Source organism: Gemella haemolysans (assembly GCF_001553035.1).
Lineage (GTDB): Bacteria > Bacillota > Bacilli > Staphylococcales > Gemellaceae > Gemella > Gemella haemolysans_B.
In genome coordinates this window covers 1-13,101 of record NZ_KQ959920.1, presented here as the reverse complement: position 1 = coordinate 13,101, position 13,101 = coordinate 1, and the positions used below count along the sequence as shown (strand labels likewise).

Here is a 13,101-nt window from a genome sequence, read left to right as displayed (position 1 = left end):
TTGATTATATCTAATTTCAATTCTGGTGGATAGTAATTATTTTTCCCCTTAATCAGCACTGTTTCACCATGTAAATCAGCCAATTTGACCATGTACTTCACATTACTAGGATCAATTTCAAACTTTTTAGACAGTTCCTTGTATGAGTATCCTTCTTTCTTAAGTCTATACATTTCTATCCTATTTTCATCTGTTAATTTCATAATAAATAGCCCTCCAAAATTTGTCCAAATTTTGGGGGCTATTACCACTTTGAACGGTTAAGACAGTTATTTTAAACTATAATTAATCAGAGTCACCATCTTTAAAACGGCTCTCTCTTTATAATTTTATTTTAACATAAATATAAAATAAGTGCAATGAATAAATAATACTACAACTTATTTTATGAATAGTCATCTTAGATACACAAAACACACCACATACTAGATAATCTAATATGTGGTGTTATTATATTTTATATTTCTCTACTTCCCAAATAATAATTTGAAGAAGTTTAATTTTTGACCGTATCTTAATGTCGCTAATCTATATACTCTAACACTCGCAAATGCCACAAATAATGTAGTTACAACTAATATACCATAAGATAATCCTAATTCTTGAATAGATACGTTGCTTATTGCATAACGTGTAAACATTACAAAATATGATGTAAATGGAACGTATGATAAAATCTCTGCAAGTTTAGTATCTCCAGTTGAACCCATAATATAGTAGTTTACGAAGAATGCACCCATAAATGTTAACATCGGTAAAGTTATCGCTCCGTTAACATCCTCAATCTTACTAACTAATGAAGCAAATGCCGCGTACATAAACATAAACATTACGAATCCAGTTAACGCAAATGCTAATCCTACACCAAGAACTTTTAAGTCTACATTTTCTAGAATATGTTTAATATTGTCACTATATCTTGAACCATTGATTTTTAGACCAGCGAATAATCCACCAATAATTAAGCCCATTTGAATAAGTACCGCAACAGATAAAGCTAATACTTTCCCTAAAATTAATGTTCTTGGACTTACAGTAACTACTAATAATTCCATAGCTCTATTACTTTTTTCTTTAACAACATTTGTCGCAACTACACTACCAAATTGAATTACCGTCATATAAACAATAAATGTAAGAGCATAAACTACTACAACATTTACTACTTGAGTTTGAGCATCAGAATCTCCACTTACATTCACAGGTACAGGTTGAGGTAGATGTGATTTCACATTAGTTACTTTATCATAATCTAAACCATTTTGTTTATAGACTAATTTCTCTACATTTTTTCCAAAAGCTTCTTTAAATTCACTACTACCTTTACTAAAGATAGATTGTCGAGATAAATATTCATAACTATCTTTAGTTAAGATGATACCTTCATCTAATTTTTTAGCTTTAATATCATTTTCTAAAGCCTCTTTACTATCATATTTTTTAGCTTCTTTTAGATCATCTAACTTAACATTTACATCTTTTACAACATATGCACTACGATTGAAATTATCATTGCTCTCACCTTTAAAAATGTTACTATTAGCAATCGATGGTACAAATGTTATACCTATAGCTATAATGAAATACAATGCCATAATAACTTTTGTCGCTTTTTTCGCAAAAAATTGTTTAAACTCAAAATTAAATACTGTACTAAAATTTTTCATAATTACTTACCTACCTGTTCTTTGAAAATATCTTCTAACGAAGGTTTATAAAGTTTGAATTCTTCTATATTAAAATTGCTTCCTGCAAGTTTTGCTAATAATTCTTTTTTAGCATCCTCTTCTTTGAAATCAAGAAGCACTCCCTCTGGAACTAATGAATACTCAATATCTAGCGGCACAGCTCTAAGATTAGCAAGCAGTTCCTCTTTCTCAAAACCACTAACACTCAAGATCATTTTTCCGTGTCCTAATTGTTTTTTAATATAATCTAGATTACCACTTAGAGTAATTTTCCCTTTTTCTAGTATATTAATGTCCTCACAGAATGTTTCCACAACCGGCATTTGGTGAGATGAGAAAATAACAAGTTTATCTTTTTTAATAAAATCTGTAATTATTTCTTTTAACTTCGATACATTCACCGGGTCTAGTCCACTGAATGGTTCATCGAAAACAAGAATATCTGGATCATTCATAACACTTTGGATAATTTGAATTTTTTGGGCATTACCTTTAGATAATGTTTTTAATGCTTGTTTATTATCCTCTAATTCAAAGTACTCTAACCATTTTTTCGCTTCTGTTTGCGCAGCTTTCTTCTTCATACCTTTTAACATTCCAAAGTACGTAAGCTGATCTACAAGTCCAACACCATCGTACATTCCGCGTTCTTCTGGAAGGTATCCAATTTTTACCTTACTGTGATCTAAAGGTTTCCCATCTAGTAGAATCTCCCCTTTATCCGGCTTGAATATATCTAACAGTATTCTAAAACTTGTAGTTTTACCACTACCATTTCGTCCTAAATATCCATTAGCCACTCCACTTTTCGCTGTGAAGCTGACACCTTTAAGAACCTTTTTATTTCCAAAACTTTTCTCTACATTTTTAAATTCTAAAATCATAATCCATACCTCTCTTTCTAACTTATTAAAAGTTAAATCCCCTTTTATTCTTCATTATTTTTTATTTCTTTTGTTAACTTGAAATATTTCGGTAAAAACATTCCAAGTCCACTTATACAGTAACCAAATATACCACCTATTAATCCACCTATTAACATGGCTAACACATCAGGTATTCCACTATTAATTACCCATTTAATATTAGTAAAATACAATACCCCTGCTATGCTTATTAAAATAAACAAAACTATAAATCTTAACAATCTATATTTAACAATTTCTAATTCCGTCTCAGTATCAGTATATATCGGATAAGAACTCGAAGTCCCTTCAGCAAGTCTAAACAAATTATAAACTTGAAACTTATAAAGCTTCCAGCCACTTACTTTGTAATACTCTTCTATCTCTGGTGTAAAGTTTTTATCAAAGATAAACTTATATTGCTTATCGCTAGTCTCTGAGACTTTCTTCATTCTAATTGCCACTATAGCCTCTTTATCATATTCATATCCCTGAACAGCAAGATGATTCATTTTATCCGCTACTTTATCATAGCTTATAAATACCGGAACATATTTATACTTCATAAATTCAATCCTTTCTTCGTTTTAAAAATAAATATTTTATAAAGAACGCTATATTTACAGCACCTAGTCCTAGACCAAATCCAAAAAACATTCCTAAAATAAAATCTATTACTTCAGATGCCATTAAAAATTCATTTATTATGTGCGCCACCAAAGCTATAAAAAAGCATCCTAACATGATTTTCGCATTAAATCTAATTCTATATAGCCACATGTATTCTTCACTCAAATTATCTGTATATAATGTAGTTGCCGTAGGTTCACCTCGTAGTATCTGCCAAAAAATACCATTTCTAACTACTTCCCAACCGTTAAATTTATAGAAATCTTCACGCTCAGCATTGAACTTTTTATCATATACCAGTTCGTATTTATAATCGGTTCTTTCTCCTTTTTCTAATAAAATTAAGAACCCCAGAAACTTTTTAAAATGCCAACCTTTAGCACTATATCTCTCTAATCTTCTCATGAGTCTTTTATTTGTTAAAGCGAATGTATGTATCACCTTATATTTACTCATCACTTCCACCACCTATAAACTTCTTAGCTACATCAAGTAAAAACTGTCGAAGTTTTAAATTTTTCTCCAAAACTTCCATACCTTTTGGAGTAATATGATATTCTTTTTTCGAATTATCGATTTCTTTATCTTCAATCCAGCCAACAGAAACCATCTTACCTAAAGTCGTGTACATTGTTGCAGGTCCGATAATAATATTATTATCAGTAATTTCTGCCACCTTTTGCATAATCAAGTATCCATGAATAGGTTCTGTTAAAACTAGAAGTGTAAAAAATATACTATCCGTTAATTCGCCCGTCTCATAAGGGCTTAACTTTGCCATTTTATCCCTCCTAACTTAATTAGAGATATTCTTTATCTATATCTATCATCGATATATCTATCTTTGATATAATTATATATCCATCATTGATATAAGTCAATAGATTTTTTATTATTTTCATAAAAAATATTAGATAAAAATATCCTTCTTAATTTATAACCTATATTATTTATTACAGATATCTAAAAAATGAACCTATAATGTAGTAATATAAGTTATAATATGATAGAATATCTCTATAAAATTAAATTTATAAAAGTAGATTTTTTATGATTAATTAATCTATTTACATTAATGTTAAGGAGAGAAACATGACAAAATCACTAAAAAAATATCTATTGCTTATTGCAACGATTATTCTTTCAGTTACTCTTGCTGCTTGTAGTACAGGAGCTTCTGTAGAACAAATCGTTAATAAATCAGTAGAATCATCTAAAAACATAAAAAGTACAGATTTCGTAGCGACTAACAGTTCTGAAATTTTAGTTGGTGAGCAAACTCAAACAGTTGAAAATACAGTATCAGGATCATTAATCATCGATCCTCTAGCAATTAAAGCTACTACTGATGTGAAAGCTCAAGGTCAAAGCCAAACACTAGAACTATACATTAAAGATGGAACTGCTTATGCAAAATCAACAGGACAAGATGAGTGGGTTAAAAGCTCAAGCAGCAGCATTACTGCTCAATTCGAAAACCTTAAAAAAATTGCAAACTCAGAACAAATCTTAGAATTCTACAAAAAAATTGCTAAAGATTTCAAGAAAACTGAAGAAAATGGAAACTACGTCCTAACATACACAGGAAGTGGAGACCAATTTAAAGATCTTATGGTTGCTATTGCAAACACATCTTCTGGAAACGAAGTAAATGCTAGTGCATTCAACAACGTTGATTTCAAAAACGTTACAATCAAACTTGTTGTTACTAAAGATTACACACCTGTAACTAACGAAGTAAACATGGAGCTTGCTACTAAAAACACATCAACTCCAACAACAATGAAAATCAAACAAAACATTCAATACTCTAACGTAAACAATGTTAAAGAAATCAATCTACCTGATGAAGTGAAAAACGCTAAAGAGGTAGCTGCTGATACTCAAAAATCAGAATAATAATATTGCCTACTTACTCAAATAGTAAGTAGGTTTTTTATTAATCAATTTTATATTTCTACAATTTAAAAATTAAGGTTAAATTTTTAGATACTTTATTTTTATTTTTGAGTTTATGTAAATATATCCTTTCAGTTTACAATGCTCTTTTCATCTAGTATAATAATATGTACGATTAAACTATCAGGAGGTAATTTCAATTTATAATTATAGCGCCCGAACTAAGTTCTAAAGGTTAAATTGAATTTAGTTGACGAGGAAAAAAGTTATCGAAAATTCGGCGGATGCTTTTTCGGAACCAGAGAGTTTCGTTAGATAATGTACAATGGGGTGCACTTTACTATTTCTAGGAACAAAGTGACGACGAAATAGTTAGGTGCAGCGTATGCAACAGCAACTTAGTTTTTAAGGAAGAATGACGACAAAAATTTTAGTTGCCACTGCTGGGGTAGATCTTGATATTTCTAGGAACGAAGAGACGACGAAATACCCACCCTTCAAAATCATTATCCCCTCTCTATAGGCTCATTATGCCTTCTTTTAAGGTTTACATAAACTTGATTAAGTATAATAAACTTCAAGAAGTATAATATTTTTGAGCATAGGTATAAAACTTTATAGTACTTTCTATAAAAATAAATTAAAGAAAAAAGTGAGGAATTTTTAATATGTGTGGAATTGTAGGATTTGTTGGAGAAGCAAATGGAGTTAAATTTTTAATTGATGGACTTAGCAGCCTTGAGTACCGTGGATACGACTCAGCTGGTATCGCTGGTGTTGTTAACGGAGAAGCTAGCGTTACTAAATCTGTAGGTCGCATTAAAAATCTAGAAGCCCTAATCCCTGAAGGACTTCACCTAGAATTAGGTATTGGTCATACACGTTGGGCTACTCACGGTGGAGTTAACACAACTAACTCTCACCCTCATCAAAGCTTCAACAAACGTTTTATTTTAGTTCACAATGGAGTTATCGAAAACTTCCAAGAACTTAAAGAAAGATTTTTCAAAGGTGTAGATCTTGTTTCTGAAACTGATACTGAAGTTATCGTTCAATTAGTACAAGTTTATAGCGATCGTGGTCTTGATACTAAAGAAGCTTTCAAAAAAGCTGTATCTAAACTTCAAGGTTCTTATGCACTTTGTTTAATCGATACAGAAGATAAAGACACATTATATGTAGCAAAAAATAAGAGTCCACTTCTTATCGGACTAGGAGAAGAAAATAAAAACTATGTTGGTAGTGATGCTTTAGCAATGATTAAGTACACTAACAACTTCTTAGAAATCAATGATGGTGAATTTGTTATCGTGAAAAAAGATAGCGTAACTATCGAAGATAAAGAAGGTAATGTTGTAGCGCGTGAAAGTTTCTCAACTAACTTAAACGCTGGAGAAATCGATAAAGGTATCCACGAGCATTACATGATTAAAGAAATTCACGAGCAAGTAGGCGCTATGCGTAACATCATCTCTCACTACTTCGATGGACATGATATTAATATTAACAGCGAAATTATTAACAATGTAAAAGATGCAGACAGATTATACATTATCGGATGTGGTACAAGTTACAACGCTGGTTTAGTAGGAAGAAACTACTTTGAAAAATGGGCTGGTATTCCTACAGAGGTTCACTTAGCATCAGAATTTGCTTACAACGTACCATTATTATCTAAAAAACCAATGTTCATCTTCCTTTCTCAATCAGGAGAAACAGCTGATCTACGTGCAGTACTTACAAAATTACGTAGTGTAAATGCAGATTACAAATTCTTAGTACTTACTAACGTTGATGCTTCAACTCTATCTCGTGAATGTGATTATACATTATTACTTCACGCAGGTGTTGAAATCGCCGTTGCATCTACTAAAGCATACACTGCTCAAATCGCAACACTAAGCATACTTGCTTACGAAGTAGCAAAACAACTTTCAAGGCAACCTAAATTTGATATCGAGCAAGAATTATCAGTAATTACTTCTGCAATCGAATCAATCTTAGATGATACAAAAACTATCAAAGACTTAGCTAAAAACTTATTCACAGAGCGCAATGCATTCTATATCGGACGTGGAATCGACTACTATAGTGCATGTGAAGCAGCTCTAAAACTTAAAGAAGTTTCTTATATTCAAACAGAAGGATTTGCCGGAGGAGAATTAAAACACGGTACAATCGCTCTTATCGAAGAAAGAACACCAGTTGTAGCTCTTATCACAAGCGCTAAACTAGACTTAAATACACGTAGTAACGTGAGTGAAGTAGCCAGCCGTGGTGCTAATACTCTAATCATTACATTAGAAAAATTAGCTCGTAAAGGCGACTACGCAATCCCTAACGTAAACGAAGATCTTGCTCCAATCGCAAGTATCGTTGTTACACAACTATTCGCATACTACGCAGCCTACACTAAAGGACTAGATGTGGATAAACCACGTAATTTAGCTAAATCAGTAACAGTAGAATAATAACTAAATATTATAATTGATGTGAGTAATTCGATTAAACAGAGTTACTCTCATCTTTTTTTTAAAGTTAAACCTTTTCACTTTACAATATAGAGACTTAGGTTTATAATAAACGTATAAATAATAAATTTAATTATCTTCGGGGCAGGGTGAAATTCCCGACCGGCGGTCAAAGTCCGCGAGCGCAAGCAGATTTGGTGAAATTCCAAAACCGACAGTACAGTCTGGATGATAGAAGATATAGAATAAATAAACTTACACATACAGTATACTACGTATGTATATTTACCGTACTTGATTTTAGTGTAACGCTTATTTTTCATACCTTTCAGTCCCGCTTTAAAATTTTTAAAGTGGTGTTTTTTATATCTAACGTAGATTTAGAATACACCTTTTTAAGAATAGTATTGCGGCTATTTTATTGCCTATGAAGATAGGAAAGAGGTTTTAAATGTATAAAAAAAATGTTCACTCACTAGTTTTGAGTGGTATGCTTGCAGTTATTGCTCTACTTCTATCTTTTTTTAGTTTTGCTGTGCCATTCTTGCCACCATTTCTAAAATTTGATTTTACGTTCATCCCGCTATTCATGGCGTTGTTATTATTAGGATATAAAGATGCACTTTTAGTGTCATTCTTAAAAAACTTCCTACACTTCGCTTTGTTGTCGCATGAACCAATCGGATCAATTGCTAATATAGTAGTAGAATTCACTTTTATCAGTATCATTGTTCTTTTCTATAAAAAAGGTACTGCTAAAACTATTATCGGTGGAATCTTAGGAACACTGGCAATAACAGTATTCATGTCACTTCTTAACTACTTCGTATTACTTCCAGCTTATGGATATATTATGAATCTAGCAGATATCGTGACTAACGTAAAAACAATTGTAGCGGCTGGTATTATACCATTCAACCTACTTAAAGGTGCTTTAGTAACATTCTTATTCTTCGTTACTAAGAGTGTTTACAAATCAATACCAACTAGTATTCGTAGCCGTTTCGCATAATAATATTAGATAATAATTAATTTAACCATGAAAAATCCTCCATTACATCACCTTACTGTAATGGAGGATTCCTTTTTTATAAATTTCCTAGGAAATATTTAACATACTTATCCAAAAAATCCAAGTTAAGGGGGCAGGAAAATGGGAGTGACTCAAAAATCGTGATTTCGTAGAAACAAGATTTTGTTGAGTCATCCCCGCACAGTTTATTAGATATCAATAAACCACTGCGTCTATGAGTTATCATATACACTTTATTAAAATTTAGGTCTTTTGAATCCAGACTCCCTTAACTGCCTACTTATTCAACAATTCATCCAGTTTTTCTGAGTGCGATACTTCTTCTACATTCGTATTCTTCTCACTTATCACCGTATCAATATTTAACTTCTCATCATTATTAACTATTAGACGTGCGTAAATCTTCTCTCCGACATTTCTAATACTCTCATAATCAATCTTGTAATCTTTAATTTTCGCTTTCGCCGTGAATGCAAGTTTATCTTTTTCTAATATTATTTTTTCGTAAAAACCACGTGCATCAGCAGTCTTCACGACTCTAACAATCTCCTTGTATTTAGGATTATTTTTCATATAAATAACGCCACCAATTGCCGCAATAAAAGTTATCGCCCCGAATATTTTCTTTCTCATTTAACACTTCCTCCTTTTTCTTCAACCAATTGGAGATTTTTAAACTCCCTCATTAGTAAACTTTTTAGTTAACTTTTATATTATAACTTTTTATCTATTTTTTCAATAGTTTTTTTCAATTCTAGTTTAATATTATAGTAATATCATCTTTTTGACACAGTTATCATAAAATAAAATACCTATATAAACCTTAATTTATAGGGAATGTATTCGTAATCTACAATATTTTTCTGTAATAGCATAATTACTAGTGTGTTTTAGTACAAAAAGTGTTATAATATAGTTGACTACACTATTTTGAGAGGTTATAAAATGAGTAAAGCTATTTTAGTAATGACATATGGAACACCTGAAGAATATACATTCGAAGGTATAGCAAAATTTTTCACAAATATTAGAAGAGGAGTACGTCCTAAGGACGAAGAGATCAATCTACTTTTAAAAAATTATCTTCGCATTGATGGCTCTCCCCTTCAAGAAATAACACTTAAAGAAGTTGAACTTTTAAGGGAATCTGTAAAAGATGAATATAAAGTATACTTTGCCAATAAATTTTCTTCACCTTATATCCTTGATATAATTTCAAAAATGGAAGATGATGGTATAGATGAATGTATTTGTTTAATTCTTGAACCACATTACTCATTCTATTCTATTATGGGGTACGAAAGATTTATTAAAAGTGATAAAATTAAATTTAATATAATAAAATCTTGGTACAAAGAAGAGAAGTTAATTGAATTCTGGGCAGATGAAATTAAAAAAATTATTACTGAAGAAATAAAAGAAGACAGCTACAAAGTAGTTTTCTCTGCACACAGCGTACCTGAAATAGCATTAAAATATAATGATCCATACGTAGATCAAATCTTTGATATGACAAAACTTATAGCCGAAAAAATAGGTCTTGAAAAAGAAAACTATACGAATACTTGGCAAAGTGAAAGTGATATCGGTATGCCTTGGATTAAGCCTGATGTTCTTGAGTACTTAAGAGAGCAAAAAGAGCATCCTAAGCATTATATATTTGTTCCACTTAGCTTTATAAGTGAGCATATCGAAGTACTTTTCGATAATGATGTTGAATGTCGAGAACTTTGTGAGGAGTTTGGAGTAGCTTATCATAGACCACCTATGCCGAACTACGATTCTCGTTTAATTGATGCCCTTGTGTCAACGATTGAAGCTAACAAAAACAATCCTTTTATTTCACATAATCCAAAGAAAACAACATTTAATGAAATGGATAAACCAAAAGGAGAAATGCCAGACTTCGTTAAAGCAATGTTAGCCAATAAAAAAGATGGTGAAAAGCCTGAAATGCCGGACTTCGTTAAGAAAATGTTAGCAAATAAAAAAGATGGCGAAAAGCCTGAAATGCCAGACTTCGTCAAAAGGATGCTAGCTAATAAAGAAAATGAAAAAAATACTAAAGCGTCTAATTCTATTACAAAATTATTAGCTAATAAAAAAGATAGAGTTGTTTTAAAAATTCTTAAATCAATTTCAACAATACTTAACAAAAAATAAATATTAGTAACTCACAGACTCTAATGCATTATTCATTAGAGTCTTATTTTTTACATAAAAAATATAAAAAATTACTTTGATATTTAACAACAATTTTAATTAATAAACTTATTAATTTTTTATCATAAACTATATAATTCATTATATAATTTTTAGTTTACATATTAAAATCAACGTTAATCAGAATTATTATATTTTTTAAGAATAATAAATTTTATTATATATTTTGTTTATATATGTATTTTTTTATGTTATAATAAAAGTGAAAGTTAAAGTAGGGCTGACTTTATGAAAAAAAATAAAATTACACTAGCTTTATCTAGTATATTACTTTCAGTTTCCTTAGTAGGTTGCAGGAACGGAGATGGACTTAATCGTTCTGCAAAAGACGGAAAAGAAAATGAAGTAGAAAAGGCAGCTATAAAATTAGTTAAAGCTACAAAAACAGGGGATTACAATCTGATTAGCGCAGATGGATTGAAGAAATCTATAGACAATAACGAAGACATGATTCTAGTTGATACAATTCCTGCGGATCGATTTGAAAAAACAAAAATTAAAGATGCGGTTCATGCTGGTCTACCAAAAGAGATGAAAGATTTAAAACCAGAAGAAAAAGAAGCATTTTTAAAAACTCTAGGGGATAATAAAGACAAAAAAATAGTTATATACTGTGGTTTTGTAGCTTGTGAAAGAAGAAACGTTGGAGCAGTCTTAGCAAAAAAGCTGGATATAAAAATGTCTATAGATTTCCGGGCGGAATTGCCGCATGGTTAGATGCAGGAAATAGCATCACTAAATAACAGTAAAAACTTTGCATTTGTAGATAATTATGAGGATTTACCGCACACTTGCAATATAATTTAACATTTGTAGGTAATTATGAGGATTTACCGTACAAATACCTTAATTAGATAAATTTTTAGAAAAGTTATTTTGTAAGAGAACTTCTTCTAGTTCCGCAAACATGATCAAACATTCCCAATTTTTATCCAAATAACAATTTCGCCCAAAATAAAGAGGCAGCTAACATTAGCGGCCCCTTTATTTTTTTCTTCCAAATTTGAATATATCTTTCTTAAATAAAGGTACATTATCAAAATACTCACCCTTATATAGTGGGTGACACTTTAATAATCTCTTAACAGTTAAGTATGTACCTAAGAAAAAACCAAACCTTTTATAACTTTCTAAAGCGTAACTTGAGCAAGTAGGAGAAAATCTACATGTTGGTTTTGTATAACGTGATATATATCGTCTGTATAGTTTTATTAAAATTATGCACAATCTTGCCATCGATTCTACCCCTTTCGCTCTTTATTTTATCAACTAATAAAATTTATTTCAAATTTTTTAAATTAATAAATATCTCTGATATCGATTATCATTTATATTTCTTTCCCTTAGGAAACATTGCTAAATCAACATTCTTTTTAGAGAATAATTCTCAATAACTTTTATGAGCTTATTAACTTTACATAAGAAATTCATGGTGCTATAATTTAAGTATAAATTCAAAAATAAAGGAGAGATATTATTATGACACGCACAACAGAATTAAACAAACTTGTTGCTAACTTAACAGTATTATACACAAAATTACACAGCTTCCACTGGTATGTAAAAGGACGTAGCTTCTACACACTACACGAAGTATTTGAAAACTACTATAACCACACAACTGAATCTTTAGATGAGGTTGCTGAAAGATTATTAGCAATTGGAGGCCGTCCAGTTTCTACACTTAAAGGTGCTTTAGAAATCGCAACTATCAAAGAAGCAACTGAACAAGAGACAACTTCTGAAATGGTTGCAGCTGTATTCCACGACTTCGAATTATTAATCAACGACTTAACTCACCTTATGGGTGTAGCTGAAGACGAAGGAGATCAAGGTACTTCTGACTTAGCATTAGGATTAAAAACTCAATTAGAAAAAAATGTTTGGATGCTAAAAGCTTACTTAGCTGATTAATACAAAAAAAACTATTCGTTGCACTTATCACAACGAATAGTTTTTTCTTTGTTTTGGGTATTCGGATTTTATGGTGGAAAAGGGCTTATAAATCACCCTTCTCCAAATTCTTAATAAGTGTGGAAAAATCGACACCTATGTTGTCTGTAATGTCGTGATCATTCACTTCATACCAATTGAAAGTATCGTATAACATAGCTTTATTGAAAGCACTTGAATTAAATCGTGGCTTACGCTTTTTATGGAGCTTCTCATTGAAAAGGATTTTGGCCCATAAGGCATCAAACGAGTAACCTCTACCCATTCGTGAGAATGATAAAATAAGAATGTACAGTTTT

At 30.9% G+C, this 13,101-nt stretch carries 14 protein-coding genes, 1 pseudogene and 1 riboswitch; of the genes and pseudogenes, 6 read left to right on the top strand and 9 right to left on the bottom strand.

The annotated features are described in order from the left end of the window. From HMPREF3186_RS00420 to HMPREF3186_RS00395, 6 genes are all read right to left on the bottom strand, one after another. Window positions 1-203, bottom strand: a 203-nt coding sequence (locus tag HMPREF3186_RS00420) for a helix-turn-helix domain-containing protein (RefSeq protein WP_084812620.1), incomplete at its 3' end; no start/stop codon positions are given. A gap of 264 nt (window positions 204-467) precedes the next feature. Then, window positions 468-1,667 (bottom strand): ABC transporter permease, encoded by a 1,200-nt coding sequence (locus tag HMPREF3186_RS00415; protein WP_060913414.1) that lies wholly within the window; start codon window positions 1,665-1,667, stop codon window positions 468-470. A gap of 2 nt (window positions 1,668-1,669) precedes the next feature. Further along, entirely contained in the window at window positions 1,670-2,572 is a 903-nt protein-coding gene (locus HMPREF3186_RS00410) for an ABC transporter ATP-binding protein (protein WP_060913413.1), read from the bottom strand. 44 nt (window positions 2,573-2,616) lie between these two features. After that, the gene (locus tag HMPREF3186_RS00405; protein ID WP_060913412.1) at window positions 2,617-3,159 is read right to left on the bottom strand and encodes a hypothetical protein; all 543 of its coding nucleotides are present in this window, start codon (window positions 3,157-3,159) and stop codon (window positions 2,617-2,619) included. A 4-nt stretch (window positions 3,160-3,163) separates the two neighbouring features. Then, window positions 3,164-3,679 (bottom strand): DUF2812 domain-containing protein, encoded by a 516-nt coding sequence (locus tag HMPREF3186_RS00400; RefSeq protein ID WP_060913411.1) that lies wholly within the window; start codon window positions 3,677-3,679, stop codon window positions 3,164-3,166. Continuing rightward, window positions 3,672-4,004: a PadR family transcriptional regulator gene (locus HMPREF3186_RS00395; protein WP_003144244.1), complete on the bottom strand. Its 333-nt coding sequence runs from the start codon at window positions 4,002-4,004 to the stop codon at window positions 3,672-3,674. Before HMPREF3186_RS00395 ends, HMPREF3186_RS00400 begins: the two co-directional genes overlap by 8 nt. Before the next feature lie 311 nt (window positions 4,005-4,315). Between HMPREF3186_RS00395 and HMPREF3186_RS00390 the strand changes: the two genes are divergently transcribed. The 3 genes from HMPREF3186_RS00390 (at window position 4,316) to HMPREF3186_RS00380 (ending at window position 8,605) form a co-directional block, all read left to right on the top strand. Further along, the gene (locus tag HMPREF3186_RS00390) at window positions 4,316-5,122 is read left to right on the top strand and encodes a DUF6612 family protein (RefSeq protein ID WP_060913410.1); all 807 of its coding nucleotides are present in this window, start codon (window positions 4,316-4,318) and stop codon (window positions 5,120-5,122) included. Window positions 5,123-5,790: 668 nt separating this feature from the next. Next, entirely contained in the window at window positions 5,791-7,593 is a 1,803-nt protein-coding gene (glmS, locus tag HMPREF3186_RS00385; protein WP_060913409.1) for a glutamine--fructose-6-phosphate transaminase (isomerizing), read from the top strand. Window positions 7,594-7,724: 131 nt separating this feature from the next. Beyond that, window positions 7,725-7,837: riboswitch (FMN riboswitch) on the top strand. A gap of 207 nt (window positions 7,838-8,044) precedes the next feature. Further along, window positions 8,045-8,605, top strand: a complete 561-nt coding sequence (locus tag HMPREF3186_RS00380) for an ECF transporter S component (protein WP_060913408.1) — start codon at window positions 8,045-8,047, stop codon at window positions 8,603-8,605. A 297-nt stretch (window positions 8,606-8,902) separates the two neighbouring features. Here HMPREF3186_RS00380 and HMPREF3186_RS00375 read toward each other — a convergent pair whose 3' ends face one another. Then, window positions 8,903-9,259, bottom strand: a complete 357-nt coding sequence (locus HMPREF3186_RS00375; RefSeq protein WP_060913407.1) for a DUF1310 family protein — start codon at window positions 9,257-9,259, stop codon at window positions 8,903-8,905. 312 nt (window positions 9,260-9,571) lie between these two features. Between HMPREF3186_RS00375 and hemH the strand changes: the two genes are divergently transcribed. After that, window positions 9,572-10,789, top strand: a complete 1,218-nt coding sequence (gene hemH / locus HMPREF3186_RS00370) for a ferrochelatase (protein ID WP_060913406.1) — start codon at window positions 9,572-9,574, stop codon at window positions 10,787-10,789. Between the two features lie 288 nt (window positions 10,790-11,077). After that, on the top strand, window positions 11,078-11,566 hold the full coding sequence (locus tag HMPREF3186_RS00365; RefSeq protein WP_231724125.1) for a rhodanese-like domain-containing protein: 489 nt from the start codon (window positions 11,078-11,080) through the stop codon (window positions 11,564-11,566). 267 nt (window positions 11,567-11,833) lie between these two features. Here HMPREF3186_RS00365 and yidD read toward each other — a convergent pair whose 3' ends face one another. Then, window positions 11,834-12,085 carry a membrane protein insertion efficiency factor YidD gene (yidD, locus tag HMPREF3186_RS00360; protein ID WP_060913405.1) on the bottom strand — a complete coding sequence of 84 codons (252 nt, stop codon included), beginning with the start codon at window positions 12,083-12,085 and terminating at the stop codon, window positions 11,834-11,836. Window positions 12,086-12,328: 243 nt separating this feature from the next. On the opposite strand from yidD, the gene HMPREF3186_RS00355 reads away from it, so the two are divergent. Then, window positions 12,329-12,763, top strand: a complete 435-nt coding sequence (locus tag HMPREF3186_RS00355; RefSeq protein ID WP_060913404.1) for a Dps family protein — start codon at window positions 12,329-12,331, stop codon at window positions 12,761-12,763. A gap of 85 nt (window positions 12,764-12,848) precedes the next feature. Here the strand turns inward: HMPREF3186_RS00355 and HMPREF3186_RS09280 are convergent. After that, window positions 12,849-13,101, bottom strand: a pseudogene (locus HMPREF3186_RS09280) (ISL3 family transposase); the annotation flags it as partial.